General features: G+C 75.7%; 19 protein-coding genes and 1 pseudogene. 17 read left to right on the forward strand and 3 right to left on the reverse strand.

Annotated features, from left to right (window positions below; translation table 11 throughout):
* The first annotated feature begins 236 nt into the window (after window positions 1-236).
* The 14 genes and pseudogenes from H299_RS34405 to H299_RS0115515 all read left to right on the forward strand — a co-directional run bounded on the left by H299_RS34405 (window position 237) and on the right by H299_RS0115515 (window position 20,340).
* Window positions 237-899 carry a hypothetical protein gene (locus tag H299_RS34405; protein WP_051262511.1) on the forward strand — a complete coding sequence of 221 codons (663 nt, stop codon included), beginning with the start codon at window positions 237-239 and terminating at the stop codon, window positions 897-899.
* Window positions 900-1,151: 252 nt separating this feature from the next.
* A complete protein-coding gene (locus tag H299_RS0115460) occupies window positions 1,152-1,649 on the forward strand; it encodes a hypothetical protein (protein ID WP_027749134.1) in 498 nt (165 codons plus the stop codon).
* Between the two features lie 49 nt (window positions 1,650-1,698).
* The gene (locus tag H299_RS0115465) at window positions 1,699-5,085 is read left to right on the forward strand and encodes a hypothetical protein (RefSeq protein ID WP_027749135.1); all 3,387 of its coding nucleotides are present in this window, start codon (window positions 1,699-1,701) and stop codon (window positions 5,083-5,085) included.
* Window positions 5,086-5,110: 25 nt separating this feature from the next.
* A pseudogene (locus H299_RS40470) lies at window positions 5,111-6,259 on the forward strand (CHAT domain-containing protein); the annotation flags it as partial.
* A gap of 1,097 nt (window positions 6,260-7,356) precedes the next feature.
* Entirely contained in the window at window positions 7,357-7,812 is a 456-nt protein-coding gene (locus tag H299_RS40475) for a pentapeptide repeat-containing protein (protein ID WP_486587299.1), read from the forward strand.
* 3,463 nt (window positions 7,813-11,275) lie between these two features.
* A complete protein-coding gene (locus H299_RS0115475) occupies window positions 11,276-11,782 on the forward strand; it encodes a hypothetical protein (RefSeq protein WP_027749137.1) in 507 nt (168 codons plus the stop codon).
* Between the two features lie 102 nt (window positions 11,783-11,884).
* Window positions 11,885-12,310 carry a nucleotide exchange factor GrpE gene (locus tag H299_RS34410; protein ID WP_051262512.1) on the forward strand — a complete coding sequence of 142 codons (426 nt, stop codon included), beginning with the start codon at window positions 11,885-11,887 and terminating at the stop codon, window positions 12,308-12,310.
* A gap of 66 nt (window positions 12,311-12,376) precedes the next feature.
* Complete coding sequence (locus H299_RS0115485; protein ID WP_027749138.1) at window positions 12,377-14,506, forward strand: Hsp70 family protein; 2,130 nt, start codon at window positions 12,377-12,379, stop codon at window positions 14,504-14,506.
* A 90-nt stretch (window positions 14,507-14,596) separates the two neighbouring features.
* Window positions 14,597-16,387, forward strand: coding sequence for an Hsp70 family protein (locus H299_RS0115490; protein WP_027749139.1), 1,791 nt, complete (start codon window positions 14,597-14,599; stop codon window positions 16,385-16,387).
* Between the two features lie 187 nt (window positions 16,388-16,574).
* Window positions 16,575-17,066, forward strand: coding sequence for an NUDIX hydrolase (locus H299_RS0115495; RefSeq protein ID WP_027749140.1), 492 nt, complete (start codon window positions 16,575-16,577; stop codon window positions 17,064-17,066).
* Between the two features lie 99 nt (window positions 17,067-17,165).
* Window positions 17,166-17,513, forward strand: coding sequence for a VOC family protein (locus tag H299_RS0115500; protein ID WP_027749141.1), 348 nt, complete (start codon window positions 17,166-17,168; stop codon window positions 17,511-17,513).
* A 127-nt stretch (window positions 17,514-17,640) separates the two neighbouring features.
* Entirely contained in the window at window positions 17,641-18,606 is a 966-nt protein-coding gene (locus tag H299_RS39640) for a hypothetical protein (protein ID WP_027749142.1), read from the forward strand.
* Window positions 18,607-18,742: 136 nt separating this feature from the next.
* Entirely contained in the window at window positions 18,743-19,357 is a 615-nt protein-coding gene (locus tag H299_RS0115510) for an RNA polymerase sigma factor (RefSeq protein WP_486587287.1), read from the forward strand.
* Window positions 19,354-20,340, forward strand: a complete 987-nt coding sequence (locus tag H299_RS0115515; protein ID WP_051262513.1) for a CU044_5270 family protein — start codon at window positions 19,354-19,356, stop codon at window positions 20,338-20,340. Before H299_RS0115510 ends, H299_RS0115515 begins: the two co-directional genes overlap by 4 nt.
* Window positions 20,341-20,459: 119 nt before the next feature.
* Here H299_RS0115515 and H299_RS0115520 read toward each other — a convergent pair whose 3' ends face one another.
* Complete coding sequence (locus tag H299_RS0115520; protein ID WP_027749145.1) at window positions 20,460-21,011, reverse strand: DinB family protein; 552 nt, start codon at window positions 21,009-21,011, stop codon at window positions 20,460-20,462.
* 150 nt (window positions 21,012-21,161) lie between these two features.
* Between H299_RS0115520 and H299_RS0115525 the strand changes: the two genes are divergently transcribed.
* Window positions 21,162-21,536, forward strand: a complete 375-nt coding sequence (locus tag H299_RS0115525; RefSeq protein WP_027749146.1) for a VOC family protein — start codon at window positions 21,162-21,164, stop codon at window positions 21,534-21,536.
* A gap of 148 nt (window positions 21,537-21,684) precedes the next feature.
* Here the strand turns inward: H299_RS0115525 and H299_RS34415 are convergent, their stop codons facing one another.
* Window positions 21,685-22,323, reverse strand: coding sequence for an HhH-GPD-type base excision DNA repair protein (locus H299_RS34415; protein WP_037759188.1), 639 nt, complete (start codon window positions 22,321-22,323; stop codon window positions 21,685-21,687).
* Between the two features lie 162 nt (window positions 22,324-22,485).
* Between H299_RS34415 and H299_RS0115535 the strand changes: the two genes are divergently transcribed.
* The gene (locus H299_RS0115535; protein WP_037759190.1) at window positions 22,486-22,953 is read left to right on the forward strand and encodes a hypothetical protein; all 468 of its coding nucleotides are present in this window, start codon (window positions 22,486-22,488) and stop codon (window positions 22,951-22,953) included.
* Window positions 22,954-23,135: 182 nt separating this feature from the next.
* Window positions 23,136-23,939, forward strand: a complete 804-nt coding sequence (locus H299_RS0115540) for an SAM-dependent methyltransferase (RefSeq protein WP_037759192.1) — start codon at window positions 23,136-23,138, stop codon at window positions 23,937-23,939.
* A gap of 63 nt (window positions 23,940-24,002) precedes the next feature.
* Here H299_RS0115540 and H299_RS0115545 read toward each other — a convergent pair whose 3' ends face one another.
* Window positions 24,003-24,251 carry a hypothetical protein gene (locus tag H299_RS0115545; RefSeq protein ID WP_027749149.1) on the reverse strand — a complete coding sequence of 83 codons (249 nt, stop codon included), beginning with the start codon at window positions 24,249-24,251 and terminating at the stop codon, window positions 24,003-24,005.
* Window positions 24,252-24,687 lie beyond the last annotated feature (436 nt).

The raw sequence follows: 24,687 nt of genomic DNA on the forward strand, positions 1-24,687 counted from the left end.
CGCCCTCTTGAGGCGGACGTGCATACGGCCCCCCGATGCGGCACCGAGCGGTACCGCTCGGTGAGGGTGACCGATCGTAGCCCACCACTCACCGGGTCAACATACAATTCGGTCCCCCGGGAGGACGGGTCTGCGCCCGGAAGAACCTCTTGCCGGTGTTCCGGCCCGCGCGGCCGGCCCGTCCGGCGGGGTGCGGGGTGCGGAGTGCGGCAGGGCCGGCAGCAGGGGGGGCGAGGGTGACACCGAACGACCGTTCACGAGGGCGGATTCCGCTGGCCGGCACCGGCACCGGCGGCACGCCCCGCGCCGCGCCGGTGGTGGCGGGTGCGGCGGCGGGCGCCCAGCTGCGCATCGTCCTGCACCGCCCGCCCGGCCGGGGCACCGCGCCCGGCCTGGGGTGCCTGGCCGAGTACGCCGACGGGAGCGTGACGGCGGTGCAGGCGCTGGGCGGCACCTTCGGCTCGCTGACCTCGTGGCCCTATCTCGCGCTCGAACGGGAGGACGGTCGAGGTGAGGCCTCCGTGGGGGAATCGCTGCGGGTGAACCTGGCGTTCGGTACCGCCTTCCGCCGCCTGCTCTGCTACGTCTTCGCGCCGGACGCGGCGCCCGGCCTGGGCGGACTCGGCGCGACGGTGGCGGTGACCGGTCCGGGCTCCGGCCCCGGCTCCCCCGCTGCCGCCGCCCCCGCCGTCGGCGCGCGGTACGCGCTGGAGGGCGCGCCGCGTGCCGCGACCGCCTGTGCCGTCGCGGAGGCCGTGTTCGAGGGCAGGCAGGTCTCGCTCCGCCGTGAACTGCGCTGGTTCACACCCTCCCCGATGCTCAGCGACCAGGAGCAGATCGACCGCGCGTACGGCTACGGGGTGGAGTGGGTACCGGCGACGAAGCGCGCGGGGAGCTGAGTTGGGGTGTGGGGGCACTCGGGGGCGCGTGGAGCAGCGGGGGCGCACTCGGGGACGGTGCAGCACATCGAGTGCGCCGGGCGTGCGTCACTGTCGGGGCGGGACCGGGCGGAACCGGGCGGACGGGGCCGCCGACGGCGTAACGTCGCGAACGCCGGTCCGCCACCTGCCGTACGGCCTGTCGCGGTACCCGCCGTCTCGTCAACATGTGCGGGAAACAGCACACTTGAACGGACCAGAGAGGGAGGCCCGATGACCGGACCACCAGCGGCGGCGCCGGGCGCGGAACTGCTGCTGCGCCAGGAGATCACCCCGGAACAGGGCGCCGCGTTCGGCGCGCTCTTCGAGGAGTGCGGCTACCCGCCGCGCCTCCGCCCGGTGCACGCCCACCGCGGCCCGGAGGAGCTGGGCTGGCTCGTGCTGGCCGCGCTTCCGCTGCACGCGTTCCTCGCCGGAGTCGGTACGGAGGCGGGCGGTGCGGCCTACCGGGCCCTGCGGCACCTGGTCGCCCGGCTGCCCTGGGTGCCCGGCGCGGGGGCGGAGCCGGAGCACCCCGGCGTGCTGGTGCTCCAGGACACGCACACCGAACTGCGCGTCGTGCTGGAGGCCGATCTGCCCGGTCGGGCCTACGAGCAGCTGCTCGAACTCGACCTGTCCGCCTACCGGTTCGGCCCGCTGCACTACGACCGGGCGGGCGGGCGCTGGCGGTCCGAACTGGACGAGGCGGCCGTCACCGAGGGCGGCGACTGAACGGACGCGGTCACCGGCCGCGGACGGGACGACGGGGAGGGCGGGAGGGATGTTGCGAAGCGGGTCGCTGCGTCATACGCGCCAGGCCCTCACCGAAGGCGACGCGCAGCTCGCGCGGGGCGATCCGGCGGCGGCGGAGCGGAGTTTCCGCGAGGCGCTCGCGCGCTGCGGCGACGGCGAGCCGGGCCACGGCGGCGAACCCGAACCCGAACCCGAACACGGCGACGGCCGGAGCACGGAGGAGCACCAGCGGGCCGACACCGGGCAGCGCCCCGGAGGTGCGGCACCCGCGCCGCCGGACGACGGCGGCGCCCGGCCCGAGGACACCGCCGCCCGCGCCGAACTGCTGGCCGCCGCCCACCTCGGCCTCGGCCGCGCGCGGCTGGCCGCCGCCGACCCGGCGGGCGCGCCCGAGCACTTCCGGGCCGTGCGCGAGGCGCTGCCGCAGGACTGGCGCGGGTGGCACTGGTCGGCCTGCGCGGCGGCCCGGCTCGGCGACGACGAGGCGGCCGAGGGCTGGTTCACGGCCGCGCTGGAGCGCGACCCGGCCGCCGTGCGCAGCCTGCGGCAACGTGCCTACGTACGGGCCCGGCTGGGGCGTACCGGACCGGCGCTGGCGGATCTGCGGGCCGCCGCACGGCGGGAGCCGCCCAAGGAGGCGGACCGCTGGCTGCTGGCCGTGCTGCACCTGCGGGCCGGTGAGTGGCGGCGGGCCGAGGAGGCCGTACGCGCGCTGCTGGGCCCCGGATCGCCGCGGGCGGAGGTGGCGTTGGGCATGCTCGGGTACGCACTGGAGCGGCAGGGTGACGCGGCTGCCGCGCTCACCGCGTACGAGCAGGCCAGGGCGCACGGCAACGACGGCGACAGCCTGCTGCTGCGGCACGGGGTCGTCGCGTACGGGCTCGGGCGGCACGCCGAGGCCCTCCGCTCCTGGACGGAACTGCACCGCCGCCACCCGGACAGCGCGCGCTGCGCGGACCTGCTCGGCCGTGCCGCGTACGCCGGGGTGGCGCCGCTGGTGCGCCGCAAGGAGTACGCGGCGGCGGCCGGGCAGCTGGCGCGGGCCGCGGCGTACGCCGCGCCGTACGCCGCGCCGGAAGGAGCCGAGGGCGCGCTCGAGGACACCCTGGTCGAACTGCGCCTCTACGCCGCCTGGCACGCCGCCACCCAGCCGGACGGGGCGGGCCGGGCGGCGGCACGGCGCGAGCTGGCGGACGCCTGCTGGCACCGCCCGCACGACGTACGGGTGCTGCGCTGCCTGGCCTCCCTCGCGTACGCGGACGGGGCGCGGGAGGAGGCCGTCGCGCTGTGGGCGCGGGCGCTGCGGGTGCGCCCCGGGGACCCGCGCAGCCGCCACGCGCTGGCCGTGTGCCGGGCGGCGTCGGGGGAGGAGGACGCGGCGGCAGAGGAGCTGGGCGAACTGCTGGCGGCCGGCCGGGCCGCCGCCGACGGGAGCGGGGAGGAGACCGGCGCGCTCGCCGGGGACGCTGCGGCGTGGGCGCTGGCCGCCCTGCGCGTACGGGCCGGGCGCTGGGATGCGGCTGCCGAGGCGCTCGCCGAGGTGGCGCCGCCCCCGCCGGAGGGCGTGGCGGCGGCGCTGCTCGCGGAGTGCCGCTACCGGGCCGGGCAGCCTTCCACAGGCCTGTGGAGGGTCGCCGACCACTGCCGGGAGGGACGCTACGGACCCGCCCTCAAGTCGCTGCGGGATACCAGGACTTCCGGTCCGGAGCGGCACCCCGCGCGCGCCGTGCGCGAGGCGGGGCTGCAGCTGCGGCGGGGCGCGCTGATCCGTACGGCACAGGCCCTCGATGCGGAGCCGGGCGCGCCCGGTGTCCACAAGCTGTGGACCTCCGCCGCCCAACTACTGGCGCAGGGAAGGCGCCTGGCGCCCGAGCCCGCCGGTGCGGACGTGCTCCAGGCCGCCGTACTGACCGGCGGCGGCGAACGCGCTGCGGCCCTGCGGCTGCTCACCGACGCCGCGGGGCGCGAGCCGCCGGACGGCACCCGGGCGCACGCCCTCGCGCTGCTCCTGCTCCACACGCTCGGCGGCCGCACGGACGCCGACCGGCCCGTGACCGAGGCGAGTTGGGAGCAGTGCGTCGCGCTGTGGGCGGTGGTGCTGCACGACGAGGCGTTCTGGCGCCGCTTCCGGCAGCGGGCCTGGCAGCGCTACAAGGAGCAGGTCCCCGCCGCGCTCACCGAGCCGCTGCGCACCGGCTTCCGCGACCTGCTGGAGGCGCGGCTGCCCAGCGGCGCGCCGGGCGTGCACCCCCGGCTGTTGTGGCAGCGGGAGACGGAGGGCGCGCAGGTCCTGGCGGAGGCGGGCGGCCTGCCGCTGCCGGACGGGGAGGGTACGGGCGAGGGTGCGTCCCGGCCGCGCGGGCCGCTGGTCTGCGGGCCGCTGAGCATCGCGGAGCGGGGACTTCAGGAGCACTTCGGCGCGTTCGTGGCCGGGCTGGACCGCGGCGCGGCCCCCGGCTTCGGCCGCGGCCCGGGCCCCGGCGGCGGCCACGTCCGCCGCGCCGGTCCGCAGGGCGGGGCGCGGCAGACCGCGGAGCGCAGCGTCGCCGACCGGCTCCGCGTGTGGTTCTCCCAACTCGGCGTCCCGCACGCCCAGTTGCGTGCCGGGCAGCCCCGGGACGCGCTGGAGTCGCTGGCCGACCTGCGCTGCCCGCGCTGCCGCGCCGTACGGTCCCGGGGCCGCGCCCGGCCGGACACCCCGAAGGCGGCGGTGTGGAAGGTGCGCGCCCGCCCGTTCCTGTGCGCGGAGGACTGCCGCCGCTTCGACGCGGTCAACCCGGCCTACGCGGGCCGTCCCGACAAGCACCGCAAGCTCTCCGACGACGCGGTGGCGCTGGCCATGGACACCCTCTTCGCGCTCGGCCTCAACGCCCTGACCGAGAGCGAACCGGACCTGCCCGAGGCCGCCTCCTGCTGGCGCGAGGCGCTCGCGCGCGGCCGGGAGCTGGGCGTGCTGGAGGACGCGCAGGGCGTGGTGGTGGAGATGGCACTCGGCCGGGCCGAGTCGCTGCACCGCGCGGCGGACACGGCCGGGGCGGTGGCGGTGCTGGAGGTCGTGCACGACGTGGTCGAGGAGGGCGACCGGGACCGCGTACGGGGCCGGCTGGCGAGCCTGCTGGCCGACCGGGGCATCATCGCGGCGAACAGCGATCCGCAGGCGCTGGACCAGCCCGCGGCCGATCTGCGCCGGGCCGCCGAGCTGAACCCGTACCTGGTGCGGGCGCACCTGAACCTCGCCATCGTGCTGCGGATGCTCGCCTCGTACCGGCTGCGCGACGGGCGGCGGAACGACTGCGTCGCCCTGCTGCACGAGGCGTCCAACCGGCTGGCCACGGCGCTGGAGAACCATCCGGGCGACCAGGAAGTGGAGAGGCTGCTCAATGAGGTACTGGCCGACCTGCACCACTTCCGCTGACGCCGCGACGGGGAGGTGAGCGGGCATGCAGGAGTACGAGGAACTGCGCATCCGGGTAAGGGAGATCGGCACCGGCCGCTATCTCGTGGCGGCGAACGGGCCCGCCTCGGCGGCGGATGTCATCCAACTCGGCGAGGGCTCGGGCGGCTCGGGCGGCTCGGATCGTGCGGGCGCACCGGGGCGTACGGCCGCCACGGACCGCCACGGCCGCGCCGAGCCCCCCGCCGGCAGCGACGTCGCCGGTCTCCGCGCCGAACTCGACCGCCTCATCCGCATCGAGCTGGGCGAGGCCCCCAGCGGTGACACCCCCGCCGCCACCCGGCTGCGCGCCCTGGGACGACAGGTCTACGACCTGCTGTTCACCCCGCCCCTGCGCGCCTGCCTGCGGCAGGCGCAGAAGCGGGCGCAGAAGCAGCGGCGCGGCGGGCGGCAGCGCAGCCCGTACGGTCTGCGGCTGAGCTTCAGCCTGCCGCGTCCCCTGGTGGGGCTGCCGGTCGAGACGCTGACCGCCCCCGCCGACGAGCCGCACCAGTCGCTGGCGCTGGACCACCACCTCTCGCTCGTCCGCACCCTGCGCGGCGGCGACACCTTCGGCGCCCGGCTGCCCGAGCCCGCCGCCGAACCGGAGCGCATCCGGCTGCTGGTGGCGAGCGCCTCGCCCACCGACTGCGGCCTCCCGCCGGTCCGGCAGGAGGAGGAGGTCGCGGCGCTCCGCCGCGAACTGCCCAGCCTCACCTACGAGATGACCGTCCTGGAGCGGACCACCCGCCGGGACCTGGAGGAGGCCCTCGCCGACTGCCCCGAAGAGCCCACCATCCTGCTGCTCATCGCCCACGGCACCTACGACGCGGAGCGCGGCGAGGGCATCGTCTACCTGGAGGCCGAGGGCGGCACCTGCGACCGCATCCCCGGCAGCCTGCTCAGCGGCATCCTGCTGCGCGCACGGCAGTTGCGGCTCGTCGTGATGAACCTGTGCGGCGGCGCGGACAGCAGCGGGCACGAGCCGTTCTCCGGCCTCGCACAGGCGCTCGTCGGCCGGGGCGTGCCCGCCGTGGTGGCCATGCAGGGGCGGGTCAGCGAGCTGGCCTCGACGCGGTTCAGCCCGGTGCTGCTCCAGGGCGTCGCCTCCAACCTCACCCTGGACGAGGCGGTGACCACCGCCCGCCGCGAGATCGCGCACATCGAGGGCCACACCGCGATCGAGTGGTGCACCCCGGTGCTCTTCCTGCACGAGGAGTACCGGCACGGCTGGCTGTTCAAGGCCCGCGAGGTCAACGAGCCCGAGGAGGGCGACGATCCGCTCCAGGCCGGTTCCGCCGCGCTGCGCGCGTACGAGCGGCGCACCGGCTACGTACGGCCGGACGACCTGATGGCCGCCGCACGGCACCTGCGCGCCGCCAACGAGTGGGACCGGGTGCTCGAACTCACCGACAACCGCACCACCCAGTACGCCGCCGAGCGCGGCTGGCTGCGCGACGAGGCCAAGGCCGAACGGTGCTGGCCGGACGTCGAGCGCCTGTGCGCGACCCTGGCGGAGGAGGCCGAACCGGAGCACGCGGCGGCCCGGTGGGAGGCGCTGCGGGACGAACTGCCCGCCGGGCTGCGCGAGTGCCTGCGCACCGAGGTACGGCAGTTGGCGGAGCTGGCCGCGTCGGCGGGGGCCGCCGAGTCGGCGGCGTCGGCGGGCGACTGGGAGACGGCGCTGCGCCACTACGACGACATCCTCGCGCTCCGCCCCGGCGGCTTCCGCGACGTCCGCGCCCGCCGTGCCGCCGCCCGCGCCGAGGCGGCCCTCGCCCGCACCTACGCGGCGGCGGCCGACCAGGCGGCGGCTGGGGAGTGGACCGGGGCCGCCGCGAGCTACGCCGCGCTCCGCTCCGCCCGCCCCGGCGGCTACCGCGACGCGGAGCGGCTCGGCGGCTATGCGCAGGCGCGGTGCGCCGAGCACGCGGCGGACTGGCCGGGCGCGGCGCGGGCGTACGCCTCCTGCGGCGAGCTGCGGGACGCGCCCGCGCGGGCCGCGTACGCGGGGGCGCGGGCGGCCGGGGAGCGGGGCGACTGGGCGGGCGCGCTGGGGCTGTTCACCGAGTGCCTCGGGGCGGCAGTCGCGGGTGCGCCGGTCCCCGACGCGCCGGGCGACGGTGACTCGGGCGACGGCCCGGGCGACGGCGCGTACGACGGTCCGGCCGGGGGCGCGTACGACGGCCTGCCCGGTGACCTGCCCGGCTGGGCGGCGTACGCGCGCGGGCGGGTGGCCGAGGCGGCGGGGCGGTGGGAGGAGGCCGCCGAGTCGTTCGCCGCCTGCGTCGGCGACCCGGGCCCCGCGCCGGACGGCGACCCCGCCGCGCAGCCCGTCTCCGCCGTGCCCGTCTCCGCCGCGCCTGCCTCCGCCGCGCCTGCCTCCGCCGTGCCCGTCTCCGCCGCGCCTGCCTCCGCCGCGCCTGCCTCCGGCGTGGCCGACGCCGCCGCGCGGCTGCGCCACGCGTACGCCCGCCTCGCCGCCGCCGCCGGGGACTGGCCGTCCGCGCTCACCGAGCTGGACCGCCTCGCCGCCCGCGGCTGGGACCCCGGCCCCTGGCACCAGGAGGTCCGCGACCAGGTGCGCCGCCAGGCCGCCGCCGCGGCCGACGCCGGGGACTGGTCCCGCGCCGCCGCCCTGCACGCCGCCCTCCCCGTCCCCGGCGGCCCGTCCCCGGAGCACCTGTACGCCGCCGCCCGCGCGGCTGAGGCGGCCCGGGACTGGGCCACCGCCGCCGCCACCTTCGAGCGTCTCCTCACCCCCGCCCCCGAGGGCGCCGCGCGGGTACCCGGCGACGCGCGCCACCGGCTCGCGTACGCGCAGGGCCGGTGCTGCGAGGAGCGCGGCCAGTGGGACCGCGCGGGCACGTACTTCGGCGGCCTGCCCAGGCAACTCCCGGACGCCGCCGACCGGTTGCTCTACGTCACCGGCCGGGGCGCGGACGCGTCCGGCGACTGGCAGGGCGTGATCGACGGGTTCGGCAGGCTCCCGGACAGCTACGACGAGGGCGAGGTCGGCAGCCGGCGCCTGTTCGCCCGCGCCCGGCTCGCGGCGGGCCGCGGCGACTGGGGCTCGGTGCTGGGCCTGCTCACCGCGCTGCCGGACGAGGCCAGGGGCGGCGCGGTCGGGGTGCTGCGCAGGCACTGCTCGGGCCGCTGGGCCGAGGAGTCCGGCGACTGGGCGGGGGCCATGGAGCAGTACGGCCCGGTCGCCGGGGCCGACAAGGAGCTGCTCGGCCTGCACCGCTACGCACAGGGGCGCCACCGCGAGCAGCTCGCGGACTGGCAGGGCGCGCTGGACTCCTACCAGCAGCTGCCCGACACGCACGCCGACGTCATCCCGCGCCGCGCCTACGCCCGCGCCCGGCTGATCGAGGCGGCGGCCGAGCTGGTCCCCCCGGAGGAGGGCGCCAAGAGCCGGGCGGGCTGGCGCCGGGCCGCGGAGGCGTACGAGAAGCTGGCCCCCGGTGCGGCCGACGTGCCGTGCCGGGCGGCGTACGCGCGCGCCCGGTGCGCCGAGGCGGCGGGGGACTGGGCGGCGGTGCTGGCCGAGGCCGAGCGGCTCGCCGAGCTGACCGGGACGGCGGAGGCGGCGGACGCGGCCGGTCCGGTGGGACAGGCCGGACAGGCCGGTACGGCCGGACCGGATGCCGCCGACGGGCTGGGCTCGGCGCCCGCGCTGGCCGCGTACGCGCGCGCCCGGCTCGCCGAGGAGGCCGCCGACTGGGACGGCGCGGTCCGCGCGTACGCGCGCTGCCGCGGTCGCCGGGACGCCGAGGCGCGCGGCGCGTACGCCCGGGGCCGGGCGCTGGAGGCACGCGCGGAGTGGAGCGCCGCCATGGCCGCGTACGCCGAGGCCGAGGGCACCCACGAGGCGGCCGGGCCGAGGCGCGAGCGGCTGCGCGGGCTGCGGGAACTGCTGCCCTGGGCGGACGGGCTGGCCACGGCGGTCCTGGTGCCCGATCCGCTGGCGCTGCGCGATCCTTCGTTCCCGTACTCGGCGCTGCGCGAGGCCGGGATCGCGCCCGGTTCGCCCGCCGACACGGTGAAGAACGCCGCGTTCGTGCTGATGGAGAACGGCGGGATGGGCCGCTTTGAGCAACTGGCCCTCGACCAGCTGCGGCTGCCCGCCCGACGGCTGCAACTGGACGCACTCCTCTACCAGTTGGACGACGCGGAGGCCCTCCGCGAGGCCCTGGCCGAGCTGACCCCCCAAGACCCCGGCAGCGGCCTTCCCGACGACGCGGGCGACACCGCGGACCAGGGCACCGGTTCGGCGCTGCTGGACGAGCTGTGCGCCCGACTGCCCCGCGACGCACCGCTGCTGGTGCTGCTGGCGCGCGGGCGCGAGGAGGCGGTCCGCAGGTGGGAGGAGCGGCTGCGGGACGCGCCCGCCGACATGGACACCGTGCAGTCGCTGGCCGTCGCCCGCTACTGGGAGGCGCAGGAACTGGCGGAGTCCGGCGCCTGGGAGCACGCCGAGAGGGCCTGGGAGCGGGCCATCGCGTACTGGGCGACGCTGCTCACCGACGACGGCCACTGGACCCGCTGGCGCCGTGCCCGTGCGGCCTGCTACGCCGAGACGGTGGCCCCGGAGGCCGTCGCCCAGCTCCGCTGGGAGCTGGGCCGGAACCTCTTCGACCGGCTGACCGCCGGGGCCGAGACGCACGCGGCACAGGGCCGAGCGGAGCATGTGCGCATCCACCAGGCGCTGGTCAACAGCCTGGAGACGGAGTTGGACGGTGCCCGCGAGCTGAAGGAGGCTGGCGGCCTCACGCTGCCGCCCGGAGCGGACGGGGGCGGCGGCGAACGCCCGGTCTCCCTGGCGGCCGGCCCGGCGTACGTCGCGCTGCTGGGGCTCCAGCACGTGCTGGCCGGGACGACGGCGCGCCTGGAGAACGCCGCCCCCGCCACCGCCCACCCGGCCGTGCCGCCCCCGGGCGCATTCGACGGCCCCGGCGAGCACACCGTGCGCGCGCTGCGCTGCTCGTTCTCCGAACTGTCCGTCCCCTTCACCCTCTTCGTGCACCACCGCTTCGAGCAGGCGCTGCGCGCCCTGCCCACCCGCGCCGACGGCCACGCGCTGAACGACCTGCCCGAGGACTGCCCCGTCCCGGACCGGGCCCGCCCCGGGCACACCGCCGACTGCCCGCACTGCCAGTGGTTCCTGCGGACGAACCCGGCCTACGCCGGTATCCCGCACCGGCACGCCAGGCTCCTCCAGGACACCGTGGACCTGGCCGTACGGTCCCATCTGGCGCTCGCCCGCGCCGCGTTGACCGGCGGCAGCGGCGGGCTGGACCGGGCCTGCGCGCAGTGGGGCGAGGCGATCCGGGTCGCGGCCCGCGCGGCGATGGCCGTACGCACCAAGCAGGCGGTGGCGCGGATGGTGATGGGCCGCGCGGACGCGCTCGCGGACGAGGGCGGCGCCCGGCTCGGCGGCGCGCTGGACGAGGCGGTGGTGGTGGTCGAGCGGACCATCCCGCTGCTGGGCCCGCCCGGCCGGGGCAGCCTCGCCGCCAAGCTCTCCGAACTCCTGGCCACCAGGGGCGTGTGGCGCGGCTACGGCTGCGCCGAGTACGACATCCCGCCCGACATGGCGCGGGCGGAGCGCGACCTGCGGCGGGCGCTGGAGTTGAACCCGGAGTCCGCCTACGCCCGCGACAACCTGGCGCGGGTGCTGATCTTCGGGCTCGACCCGCGCCCGCTGATGGCCACCCGGCTCTACCAGATGACCGTGCTGAACGAGGCGCTCACGCTCATGCACGAGGGGCTCACCAGGGCCCCGGCGCACGCCCGTTACCGCAAGACGGTGTCCCACGCGCTGGACGCGCTGGACTCCCTGCTGCTGGCGGGCATGACCACCGAGCAGCTGCGCCGGCACATCGAGGGCGTCGCCGAGGAGGTGCGGCGGGCGGACGGGGACCCGGCCGACCGCTGCCGCGAGCTGATCCCGGAGGCCGCGCGGAAGCGGCAGCGCGGCGACACGACGGGCGCGCTGCACTGCCTCGTACGGGCCTCCCGCGTGCACCCGGCGGGCGTGCCGCTGACCATCCTGCTGGACACCGTCGGACTGCGGCTGCGCGAGCTGCGCGAAGCGTCCGAACCGTCCGAGCCGCACGAGAGCGCCGATCCGCGCGGGCCGCGCGGCGGCGGAGGGGAGTGAGGACGCGTGTTCAAGGACCCGGAGAGCGTCTGGCGGGGCCCGTTCCCCTACGACGTGCTGGCGCGGGTGGGGGTGACCCCGGAGACCACCCATGCCGAGATGCAGGACGTCTCCTTCGAGCTGATGGTCCAGCGCCTGATGACACCGGAGACGCAGACCGCCTGGAACGAACTCCGCATGCTCCAGAAGCGGTTGCTGGTCGACCTCTCGCTGTGGGACGTGGACCTGCGGGCGGAGGCCGCCGAGGCGCGGCGCGGACTGGACGAGGCGCTGCGCAGCCCCGGCGAGCCGCCGGGACTCGCGCAGCTGCTCACCCTCGGCGACGAGGAACTGCATGTGCTCGTGGACGAGTTGGACGGCGTCGAGCTGCGCCCGCCACCACTGCCGGCCGCGCCGGGGGAGACCGGCCCGCTGGAGACCGGCCCGCTGGAGACCGGCCCGCTGGACACCGACGGCCCCGGCGACCTCGTACCGCCGGGACTGCTGGACGAACTGATCCGCTTCGACCTCTGAGGGCCAACGATGAGTGTTCCCCGACCATCAGGCGCAGGCGCAGGCGCAGGCGCAGGCGCAGGCGCGGCAGCGGCCCAGGACCGGCTGCGCTTCGAGTTCGCCATGGCACTGGACGAGCAGCAGGCCGCACACCGGGCCGAGCTGGACGGTCTGCTGGGCGGCCTGATCGCCGCGCTGGACGCCCTGGAGCGGCTGCTGTCGACCGGTCCCGTGGACGACCCGGCGGCGTACCGGGAGAGCGTGCGGCTGATCACCCGGCAGCTGGAGGAGGCCGTACGCGCGGGCGGCCTGGAGCCGATCGGGCTGGTCGGCGAGCGCGCCGAGCCCGCCACGCACCAGGTCGTGGAGGTGCGGGAGTCGGCGGTGCCGGAGGCGCGGGACGAGGTCGTGGAGGTGCTCCAGCGCGGCTACCGGCTGCGCGAACGCGTCCTGCGCGCCGCCCGCGTGGCGGTCGCCGTACCCGCCGCCGACGCGGCACCCGCCGCCTCTCCCAGACCCGACCCGCACGCACCCGACCCGCACGACTGACCGCACCCGCATCCCACCCGCACACCCCACCGAACCGCCCCAGGGCCCCAGGGAGACACAGCGACCATGAAAGCCATCGGCATCGACCTCGGCACCACCAACTGCGTCGTCACCCGCTACGACCAGGCCCGCTCCGCCGCCGCCGTGCTGGCCAACGGCGAGGGTGAGTCGCTGACCCCCTCTGTGGTCGCGGTGCGCCGCCGCGACGGCGACGAGTCGCTGCTCGTCGGCATCCCCGCCGTGAACTTCGCACGGCTCCAGCCCGCCGACACCGTCTTCTCGGTCAAGCGCCTGATGGGCCGGGACTTCGCCGACCCCGCCGTGGCCCAGGCGCGCGGCAGGCTCAACTACGAGGTCGTCGCGGGCCCCGACGACGACCCGCGCGCCCACGTCATGATGGGAGGACGCCCGCACACCCCCGCCGACGTCTCCAGCATGATCCTCGGCAAGCTCAAGCGGGACGCGGGCCGTTCGCTCGGCGGCGAGGTCACGCACGCCGTCATCACCGTCCCCGCCTACTTCCGCGACGCGCAGCGTGCCGCCACCCGGGAGGCGGGCACCAAGGCCAACCTGGTCGTCAAGAAGATCATCGACGAGCCGACGGCCGCCGCCCTCGCCTTCGGCCTGGAGATCGACCAGCGCGACCGCCGCCGCGTCCTCGTCTACGACCTGGGCGGCGGCACGTTCGACATCTCCATCCTCCAGGTCGCCAAGGACGCCGAGGGGCACGGCCACTTCCAGGTGCTCGACTACACCGGCGACAGCTGGCTCGGCGGCGACGACTTCGACGGCGTGATCGTCGAGCGCATCATCGCCTGGGTCAAGGAGCGCTGCGGCGTGGACCCCTCCGAGGACCGCAAGTTCCTGCTGCTGGCCAAGTACCATGCCGAGCAGGCCAAGCGTCAGCTCAGCCAGCTGGACGAGGCGGACATCGTCATCCCGGCCGCCTTCCGCGCCCCTGACGGCGGGGTGCTGGTCGACGTGGAGATGACCCTCACCCGTGTCGAGTACGACGCCATGATCGCCCCCTTCGTCGACCGGACGATGGCGCTGGTGCAGGACGCCCTCAGCAAGCAGAACCTCACCAACGAGGACATCTCCGATGTCCTGCTGGTCGGCGGCTCCACCCTGACGCCGAAGGTGTACGAGACCGTCGAGTCGCGCTTCGGCCAGGCCAAGGTCCGCCGCAACATCAACCCGATGGAGTGCGTGGCCCTGGGTGCCGGAATCCTGGCGGGCACCATGAACGGCGTCGCCTGCCCCGCCGCGGAGTGCGACCGCTCCAACGAGGAGGACGCGACCGTCTGCGAGAACTGCGGCCAGTCGCTGGACCAGGCGCGCCCGCTCGACTCCCCCACCATCTACGAGGTGACCGGCATGGCGCTGGGCATCGCCGCCGTACGCGGCTCGCAGCAGGACACCTTCGTCCCGATCATCCCGCGCGGCACGCCCTATCCGCTGCCCGAGCCGATGCGCCGCACCTTCCAGGCGACCGACGGCCGGTTCATCCGGGTCCCCGTCTACGAGGGCGACAAGGAGGTGGCCAGCCACAACTTCGAGCAGGGCGTGGTGGAGTACGAGCTGCCGAAGGAGATCGACGTCAACAGCCGTGTGGACGTGACCTTCAACTACGACGCCGACCGCATCGTGCTGGTGCGCATCGGGGTGCCGGGCACCGACATGGTCAAGGAGACGCCCCTGCGCACCAACACCCACCGCACCCCGCCCCCCGAGACGGAGGCCGTCGAAAGCGCGGCGTGGCGCGATGAGTTGGTGCGGGCGGAGTCCGAGACGCGGCGCTTCCTGTCCACCCACGAGCCGTACATCGAACCGGCCCAGGCCATGCGCATCCGCCGCAACCTCGAACAGGCCCAGCAGGCACTGAACTTCTCGGACGACGAGGAGTGCCGCCGCATGACCAACGTGCTCAGCGCCGACCTGTTCGGCTCCGGCATCGCCTCCCAGCTCATCCTGGCCGAGCGCGCCGCGGACGGGGCGCCGCCGGAGGTGGCCCGGCAGATCAACGAGGCCGCCAGCGACGTACGGCGGTCCTACCAGAGCGGGCAGCGCGACTTGGCCGACGAGCAGGCGCGGGTGCTCAAGCTGCTGGTCGCCCGCGCCTTCCAGGCGCGCGACGTGGCCGAGGTCCCCGACGAGGTGGCGCACGGCGGGCTGCTCCGGCTGCTGGACGAGTGACGCGCCCCGCGCATGACGCACCCCGCGCATGACGCACCCCGCAGATGACGCACGTCGAAGAGACGCACGACGCACGACGAAGGAGCACCCGTGCCGCTGGTCAGCCTCGGTGTCGATCTCGGCAGCACCGGCCTGCGCGCCGCGTACGCCCCGCCGGGCGGCCCGCCGCGCTTCAGCAGGCTGCCCGCGGCGCTCTGGCCGTGGCCGCTGTGCGAGCACCCGCGGGACGGGTCGATCCCGCCCGACTTCACCAGCCTCAAGAGCAGGCTGGGCGACGAGCGCCCGGTGCGCTCCGGCGGCCGGCAGGTGCCCGCGGGGCAGCTGGTGGCGCGGGCGCTGCGCGCGCTGCGCGAGCAGGTGGAGGCGGACACGGGGGAGGCCGTCGGCCAGGCGGTCATCAGCGTCCCGGCCCGCTACGACTCCGCCCGCCGCGCCGCCCTCAAGGACGCCGCGACGGAGGCGGGGCTGACCCGTACGCGGCTGGTGAGCGACTCGGTCGCGGCCGTCGTCGGGCATACCCGGGGTGTGGGCAGCGGCACCTTCCTGATGTACGGGATGGGCTGCGACGGGTTCGAACTCGGCATCGTACGCGGCGCCAAGGGCCACTACCGGGCGCTGGGTTACGAGGGCGGGTCGGCGCCGGGCGGTGGCACGCTGGAGCAGCAGCTCATCGGCGCCCTGCTGCACGTGCTGCGCCCGGCGCTGGCGGAGGCCGGGGTAACCCGCTGGGACGAGGCCGAGTGGCAGGCGCTGCGCGCCCGCGCCCAGCAGGTCAAGGAGGAACTCGGCGGCGAGTCCGCGGGGCACGGGCCGCCCTCGCTGCTGGCGCTGGACGCGCGGGGGCGGCGCGGCGGTGAGATCGCCCGCGAGCGCTTCCACGGGCTGCTGCGGCCCCAGCTGGACTGGGTGGGGGAACGGCTCTCCGCGCTGCTGGAGCAGTGCGGGCTGGCGGTGCCGGATCTGGACGCGGTGCTGCTCACCGGGGGCAGCACTGCGCTGGCCGGGGTCCGCGACTCGGCCGCGGGGCTGGGCGCCGCGTGCGTGCGGGCGGCCCCGGAGCTGATCGCCGAAGGGGCGGCGCTGCACGCCGAGTTCCTCAGCCGCTCGCCGCTGGCGGTACAGGACGACCGGCCGGGCCCGGCGGAGTCCGAGCCGGATCCGGCCGGCGCGGGCCGTACGCCCGGCGGGACGCACGGGGCGGGGGAGGCGCTGCCCCGGCTGATCGCGGCCGTGGTCAGCGACACGGCACCGCCGGACCTTTCCCCAGCCCCGGACCCGGCCCTCCCCTCGGACCCGCAGCCGCCGACGGTGGCGGCCCAGGCGCGCCAACTGATCGCCCAGGGAAGGCTGGAGGACGCCTCGGCGCTGCTGAGCCGCACCCTGACGGAGGTGCGCGCACTGCTGGACGAGATCGCCCGCACCCCGGCCCCGGCCCCGGAGCCTGCCCCCGCGCCCCCGCCCGTCGGCGAGCGCTCCCCGCTGGCCCTGGCCCGCACCCTGCTGGCCAAGGGCCAGTACGAGCACGCCGTCCGCGAGTCGCACGTCGCCTGGGCCGAACACCCCGGCCGTACGGACGTCTTCGAGGGCATGATCGAGGTCCACTCCGACGCGGCCATGGCCGAGCAGGGACCGGACGCGCCTGCGGAGCGCCTCGCGGACGCCGAACGCTGGCTGGAGTGCGCCTACCGGCACGACCCGACCAACGTCCAGTTGCGCGGACTTCTGGCCGAACGCCTCTACCAGCACGCGCTGACCCTCCAGCGGCAGGGCAGCCGTACGGAGGCGCTGGCCGTCCTGGAGCGCAGCGTGGGCTGGGGCCCCGAACACCGGGAGGCCCAGGAGCTGTACAGCAGGCTGAGCCGCAAGCGCACCACCGGCTGACGTCCGCCCCGTGCACGCCCGCGCGCCGGTTCCGACCCCGGTGGGCGGGCACGTCCGTCACCCTCCGCGCGTTCCCTCACCTGAACGAGAAGCCGCGTCTCCTCCCGTACCGCTCGCCCGGCGCCGTCCCGTACAGCATGCTTCCGAGAGCGTGGGTACACAGTGGATGCCCAGGACAAGGAGAGCCATGAACGACGGTACGGAATCTGCCCGCCCGCCCCGCAGGAGGATCGGCGCGCTGGCCGTGATCCGGGACGAGAGCGGCGCCGTGCTGGTGGTGCAGCCCCGCCACCGCCAGGGATGGAACCTGCCGGGCGGACGCGCGCGGCCCGACGAGATGCCCCACGTGGCCTGCGCGCGCGAGGTGCTGGAGGAGACCGGGCTGTCCGTCGACGCCGTACGCCTCCTCGCGCTGGACTACGTCCCGGCGGACGCGGAGGACGGCGCGGTCGAGGCGTACAACTTCGTCTACGACGGCGGGACGTACCCCGTCGGCACCGCGGTGACCGTACGGCGCGAGCAGGTGAGCGCGTACGCCTGGGTGCCGCCCGGCGACCTGGCCGGGCACGCCGAGGCGCCGCAGGAGCGGCGCATCCGCGCGGCCCTGGCGCAGACGGGCACGGGCGAGACGGCCAGCCTCGTACGCGGCCATCCGGTGGCGGTGCGGGAGACTCCCTGACACCGTGGCGGAGGCGGCGGGTGTGACGGGCGCGACGGCTGTGCCGGTCGGCAACGCCCGCGCCGTCCGCGCCGCCCGCGCCGATCGAAGGAGCCCACCATGACCATCCGCCGGGTGATGCCCGACATCCGTACCGAGGCCCTGGAGGAGAGCCGGGACTTCTACGGCCTCCTCGGCTTCGAGGAGGTCATGAACCTCGGCTGGGTCGTGACGCTCGCCTCGCCCGCCAACCCCACCGCGCAGGTCACCTTCATGAGCCGCGACCAGAGCGCCCCGGTCGTACCGGACATGAGCGTCGAGGTGGAGGACGTGGACGCGGTCTACGCGGCGGTGCGTGCGAGCGGCGCGGAGATCGTGCACTCCTTGCGGGACGAGGAGTGGGGCGTGCGCCGCTTCTTCGTCCGCGATCCCAACGGCAAGGTGGTCAACGTACTCGGACACCGGTGACCGGACCCCGGCCCCGCGCGAGCGGGCGCGGGGGCCGGTCCGTCCAGTACCTGCCAGCCCGTTGACGAGTGAGGATGTCCCGGCTTGGCGATGCTTCCCCCAACGTTGGTCAAGCATGGGGGGACGCATGGAACCGACCGAGTTGGCCGCCGTCGCCGTCCGGCTGCTGGTCTCGTCCGCGCGCGCCGGCGGGCCCGCGGACGCGGAAGCCCGCCTGCGCGAGGTGGTCGCCCGTCGCCTGGAGCGGTCACCGCAGGGCAGTCGGGCACTGGTCGAACTGGCCGAACTGGCCGAACCAGGCGAGGCGGCCGAACTGCCGCCCCTCCAGGTGTCCGCCCCCCGCCCCCTCCACGACAGCCCGTTACCCGAAGTCCCGCTGCCTGAAGGCAGGTTACTGGCCCGCCCACTGCTCGACGGCGTGCTGCTCGACGTGGTCCTGGCGGACCGCGAGTTCCGCCGGAGGCTTCAGGAGGCGGTGGACGAGGCCCTGGCGGCGGCACGTCCGCCCTGCTCCGCACGCCTGCGCACCAGCCGGACGGCGGCCGTCGCCGCCGTGCTGGCCGTCGCCGTGGCGACCGTGCTGGTCTTCCGCGCGAGCGGGGAGGAGCAGGCGGCGGAGCCGCTGCACGACCCGGCCGTGATCCGCGCCGTCGTGCCCGACCGGGGCAGCGTGCCCTCGGACTGGACCGTGACGGAGCAGATCCAGGCCGGGCGCTGCGGCACCGGTGACGACTGCGCGCGGCTGCTCGGCAGCGCCCAGGCGGGCTGGCGCAACGCCGAACTCGTCGTGTACGCCGCCACGTCCGAGGCCGCCGCCGCCGACGTCTACCGCAAGGAACTGCGGCGGCCCCCCACCGGCCCCGGCTCCGCGACGCGTACGAAGGTGGCGGGTTTCGGCGACGAGTGCGGCGGCTGGCGCCTGGGGGACCGCGCCGCCGTGGTCGCCCGCAGCGGCACCGTGGTGGTGCGGGTCGCGGGCACCGGCACCGGGAGCGGCCCCGACTCGGAGACGGAGCGGCTGGCGCGGGTCACCGTCGCCCGCGCCGACCAGGCCCAGCGCGGCCAGGACCCGAACGCCTCGATGCGCGGCTGAGAGGCCGTCGGGCTGTTCGTCGGCTCGGCTCGCACTTCGTGTACGTCTACGGCCAGGATGTGGCCGTAGACGTACACGAAGCGGCCGAACCCCCGCCCCGTGAACCACCCCGGCACCCACGGACAGACAAGAGGGCGTGAAGACGAATCAGGCAGAACTGAGAAGCCGGTTGCGAGCCGGTGACCCGGATGCCTTCGGGACGCTCTTCGACACGTACGCGCGCTCCGTCTACAACCACGCCTTCCGGCTGACCGGCGACTGGTCGGCGGCCGAGGACATCGTGTCGCTGACCTTCCTGGAGGCGTGGCGGCTGCGCACCCGTGTCGAACCCGAAGGCGGCTCCGTACGGCCGTGGCTGCTCGGCGTGGCCACGAACGTCGCACGCAACACCCGCCGGGCCACCCGAAGACACGCGGACGCCGTCGCCCGCCTGCCGCCCGCGCGGGTGGAACGCGACTTCGCCGACGACGTCGCGGCGCGCCTCGACGACGCGGCGGAACTCGCCGTCGTACGGCAGGTGCTGAGCACGTTGGGACGCAAGGAGCGCGAGGTGCTGTCGCTCTGCGCCTGGGCGGGGCTCGACTACGCGGGGGCGGCCAACGCCCTCGGCATCCCCGTCGGCACGGTGCGCTCCCGGCTGTCGCGGGCCCGCAAGCAGCTGTCGGCGGCGCTGGAACGGCCGGGCGGCGGCGGACAGATGAAGGGTGGCCGAGCGCTCTCGGCCAGGACGCTCGAGGAAGGAACCCGATGACCACGAGACCGGAACGTTCGCAGCCCTTCGAAACCGCCGAGGTGCCGGAGCTGCTGAAGGCGCCCGAACTGCTGGAGATGCCGGAGAAGGAACTGCCGTCCGGACGACACCAGTTGCTCCGCGAGCACCTGCTTGCCGAGGTGCGCGGGGAGGCGCCGTCGGCGGCGCCCGCGGCGCACCGCCCGGTGTGGCGGCGGCCCCTGCTGACCGCGGGGGGCATGGCCACCGTGCTGGCCGTCGCGCTCACCGTGGTCCAGCTGACGGGCGACGAGACGACACCGTCCGCGTCCGCGGCGGCGGTCGAGCTGCTGGAGGACGCGGCGCTCGCCAGCGAGCACCAGAGCCTGCCGGACGGCATCGAGGACGACCAATTCGTCTACGTCAGGAGCAAGACCGGGTACATCCAGGGCGTGAACGGCGGGAAGACCAAGCTGGAGCCCATCCACCTGCGCGAGGTGTGGCTTTCGGTGGACGGCACCCGCGACGGCCTGCTGATCGAGGACAACGCGAACGGCAGGACGAAGCTGGAGGCCGAGGATTCGGGCGAGGACCCCTCCGCCACCTACCGGCGCCTCCAGGCACTGCCGACCGACCCCGGGAAGATGCTCGAGTGGCTGCACCGGGAGAGCCAGGGCGGACAGAGCGAGGACCAGGCCACCTTCACCCTCGTGGGTGACCTGGCGGCCGAGTCGCTGCTGCCGCCCGAGGTCGGCGCCGCGCTCTTCCGCGCCGCGGGCCGGATTCCCGGCGTCGAGGTGGACCGGGACGTCGTGGACGCGGCGGGCCGGCACGGCGTCGCCGTCGTGCTGGAGAGCCACGGCGAACGCACGGAGCTGATCTTCGACAAGAAGACCAAGGAGTACCGGGGCGAGCGCGTCGTCTCGCTCCAGGACTGGGAGGGCGGGGTGAAGAAGGGGGACCCGATCGGCAGCAGCGCGATCCTGGAGCGCGCGATCGTGGACGAGGCGGGGCAGCGGCCGTAGCGGCCGACGTCCCCGCGTGCCCGGCCGACCCGCCGACGGTCGGCCGGGCACGGCACGGCGCGGCACGGCACGGCACGGCGCGGCGCGGCACCGGCTCCGCGACGTGGCAGGCCCCGACGTCACAGGCCCCGCGCGCCGTCGATCCGCTCGCGGAGCAGGTCGGCGTGGCCGTTGTGCCGCCCGTACTCCTCGACCATGTGGACCAGCACCCAACGCAGCGACACGGTCCCCCGCCACGCGTCGACCCCCTCGACGTCCAGGTTCGGCGCCTCGGTCACGAACCGTTCCGCGAACGCCACCTCCGCGTGCCATGCCTCCCAGGCCTCGGCGACGACGGCCGGGTCCGGCACCGCCCCGGTGAAGTCGCCGTCGGGGTCCGTGGCCGAGGAGAAGAGCAGTGGCGCGTCCAGCCCGCCCAGCACCCGCCGGAACCAGCGGCGTTCCACGTCGGCGAGATGGCGCAGCAGGCCGAGCAGCGAGAGCGTGGAGGGGGCCACGGAGCGCTGCGACAACTCCGCCTCCAGACCTGAGCACTTGAGCCGCAGCGTCGCGCGCTGGTCGCTCAGGAAGTCGACGAGCAGCCCGCGCTCGTCCCCGTTGGCCGGACGGCTGAACCTGGCGTCGTCTTCCGGCGAGGCGAATATCTCGGCTCTTCTTCGAGGATTCCTCATACCGCCATCCTGGCCCGGCCCCTCCGGGGGGTGATGTGCGGGCTGTGCGGGGTCCCGGCGATGCGGGACCGATGATTTCCTTCGCCGCCGGCGGTCAAGACGTGCAGGCGCGTATCTGGCGCACGGACACGCAACGAGGAGGCACACCCCATGGCAGCCCCGAGCAACATCACCGGATTCGGCGTCATCCTCGGCAGCACGGACCCCGAGCGGCTCATCGCGTGGTACCGCGCCGCGCTGGAGCCGCTGGGTGCCCGCTGGGAGGAGCACCTGCTGGTCATCGGGCCGGGGGCGATCATCGGCTTCGACCGCCGTGATGACGTCGCGGACCAGTCCGCCGAGCCCGGCAGGCATCTGGTCAACCTCACCGTGCGCGACATCCGGGCGGCCGAGGAGCATCTGAACACCCTCGGGGTGACCTGGGCGCGGCCGGTCGAGGAGGTGGGCGAAGGCTGGATCTTCTCCACCGTGGTGGACCCGGTCGGCAACTACCTCCAGATCATCCAGGTGCCCGGCACCGCCTGAGTGCTGTCCCGCCCGCCCCGATGGATCAGCGGGGGCGGTGGCGGGTCGCGGGTGGCGGGTCGCGGATGTGCGGGCCGGAGGCCAGGGGCGCGGGGCCGCCGCGTCGTGCCCGTGGGCCTCCCGCCGTGGCCCGGCGCCCGTACGGCCGTCAGCGCTTGCCGCTCGCCTTGCCGCCCGTCTTCCCGCCCGTCTTCCCGCCCGTCTTCGCCGCCGCCGTCTTCGCCGCCTGCTTGGCCTCGCGCTTGTGGGCGCGCACCCGCTCCAGCGACTCCGGCCCGGTGATGTCGGCGACCGAACGGTGCGCGTCCGCCTCCCCGTACGGCCCGGCCGCCTCCCGCCAGCCCTCGGGCCGTACGCCGAACTGCTTGCCCAGCAGCGCCGTGAAGATCCGCGCCTTCTGCGCGCCGAACCCGGGCAGCTCGTGCAGCCGCCGCACCAGGTCGGCGCCGTCGGCCGCGTCCTGCCACACCGCGCGCGGGTCCCCGGCGTAGTGCTCCACCAGGTACTGGCACAGCTGCTGCACCCGCTTGGCCATCGACCCCGGATAGCGGTGCACGGCGGGCTTCGCGGAGAGCAGTGCGGCGAACTCCTCCGGCGCGTACGCGGCGATCTCCCGCGCGTCCAGGGTGTCCCGGCCCATGCGCCGCGCGATCGTGTACGGCCCCGTGAACGCCCACTCCATCGGCACCTGCTGGTCCAGCAGCATGCCGATCATCGTCGCCAGCGGATCGCGCCCCAGCAGCTCGTCCGCCTCCGGCTCCTGCGCGAGCCGCACGGTGATGTCCATTCCCCGATGATCGCCCCGATGCGGGCCCCGCGCACGCGGGCCGCGCCCGCGCGGGTCCGTGACTCTCCGCAGCCACCGGGGTGCGGGCCAGGCGTACTGCCCAAGTGGTGCTGATTTGCCTACCATTGAGCACCGGAGCGGGCTGGAGTGGGGAGGGCGAAGGTGGAGCCGGAACTGGCAGCACTGACGTCGACAGCGGCGGCGACGCTGGTCGGCCTGATGGTCACGGACGCCTGGGCGAGCGCGCGGGCGCGCGTCGTCGGCTTCCTCTCCCGCGGCGACGCCGACGCGGGCACCGCCGCCGAAGCCGACCTGGAGGTCGTACGGGCCGAGCTGGCCGACGCCGTGGCCTCCGGCGACCAGCCGGTCCTCGCGGACGCCGAGGCCGAGTGGCGGACCAGGCTGCGCCGCGTGCTGGCGGCCGACCCCGGCGCGGTGGCCGAGCTGCGCGCCCTGCTGGACGAACTGGCGCCGCCCGCGGCGGCGGACGGGGCGGACGGGCGCGGGGCCGTGCACAACACGATGAACGGCGAGGCGTGGGGATCGTTCGTGCAGGGCCGCGACTTCTCGAACCTGACGATCGGGGCTCCCGGCACGCCTGGTCCTCCCGGCCCTCCCGGCAGCCTCTGAGAGCCGGGCGCTCCCGTGGCGGAGTGAGCGCGTCAAGGCTGGTGCCCGGCGAGCACGGCCGGTTACGGTGTGGGCACAACCGACCCGCGTGCGCCCCCGTCGCGCGCCCGCGCGTGCGGGCTCCGCGTACGGGCCCGCGCACGGCCGTCGGCGAGCCCTGAGCCCTGAGGACTGGAGCGACCGTGACCGACGCGCACACCGACGGACTGCCCGGCAGCATCGACGCCTCCGTCCCGCACTCGGCCCGGATCTGGAACTACTGGCTGGGCGGCAAGGACAACTTCGAGGCGGACCGCGCGGCGGGTGACGCCTACACGGCGGCCTTCCCCGGCATCGAGGACCTCGCCCGCACCACCCGGCACTTCCTCGCGCGCACCATCCGCCACCTGGCGGGCGAGGCCGGCATCCGCCAGTTCCTCGACGTCGGCACCGGGCTGCCCACCGCCGACAACACCCACGAGGTGGCCCAGCGCGTCGCTCCCACCTCCCACGTCGTCTACGTGGACAACGACCCGCTGGTCCTCGTACACGCCAACGCCCTGCTGACCAGCCACCCCGACGGCGCGACCCACTACATCAGCGCCGACCTCCATGACCCCCAGGCCATCCTCGACGGCGCCGGCCGGACGCTCGACCTCTCCCAGCCGGTCGCCCTCATCCTCAACGGCGTGCTGGGCCACGTCGCCGACGGCGCGCAGGCGCGCGACACCGTCCGGAGACTGATGGCCGGACTCCCGCCGGGGAGCTACCTTTCGCACAGCGACGGCGTGGACGAGAACCCGGTCAACAGCGCGGCCCAGGAGGACTACAACGACTCCGGCGCCGTCCCCTACGTCCTGCGCACCCCCGAGCAGCTCCTCGCCTTCTACGAGGGCCTCGAACTCGTCGAGCCCGGCCTCGTCCGCGTCACGTACTGGCACCCCGAGAGCGATCCCGAACTCGCCCCGGACGTCGCCGCGTACGGCGCGGTGGCACGCAAGCCGTAGGACCTCGGGAGCGGGTCCGGCGGCGTGCGGGCCCGGTCCAGACACCGCGCGCTTCGGCGGCCCTCAGCGGGCGCGCTGCCAGACCGGCTCCAACCCACGCAGCTCGTCCCGGAGTTGGCGTACCCGGACGAAGAAGGCGGCCGGGTCGTGCTCGAACTGGCGCAGCATCTCGCCGTAGAGCAGGCACGCGTCCTCGGGCATCTGGTACGCGCACTCGTGCGCGGAGCAGGTGTGCCACGAGGACGGCTGCGGGTTGAGTCCGGACCCGCACCGGGGGCAGGCGATCACGGCGCCGGCTTGCTGGTGCCGCATGGGTAGCAGATGTACCAGCCGTCCTGCGTCCTGGTCATCCGCCCGCCGCACCTCTCGCACGTCATGGGGTCACCTCCTGCCGCTGCCCCCGCTCGCGCTGCCCGGCAATGTACCGCGCACCCGCCCGGCGACGGCAGGGGCGGGTCACCCCCGCCACACCGCGCGCCCGGCGCGCCAGGGCTCCACTCCCCGGCGCGCGGACAGACCGGCAGCGCGCGGAGGAGATGACGCGCCGCCGCCGTGTAGTACCCGACGTACGCATCCGCCCCGCGCTCCCACGCACCCCATGCGGCGCCCAGATGCGCCTGGAGGGACAACGGCGTTGCGCCTGGAGGCACACGGCGCCCGGGGGCCGCTCCTGCCCCGTCCACGCGAAGGCGTGCCAGCGGGGGCCCGCGCGGTCGAATCGGTGAAACACGACGAGTTTCTCGCCGAA

The organism is Streptomyces sp. CNH287 (assembly GCF_000424825.1).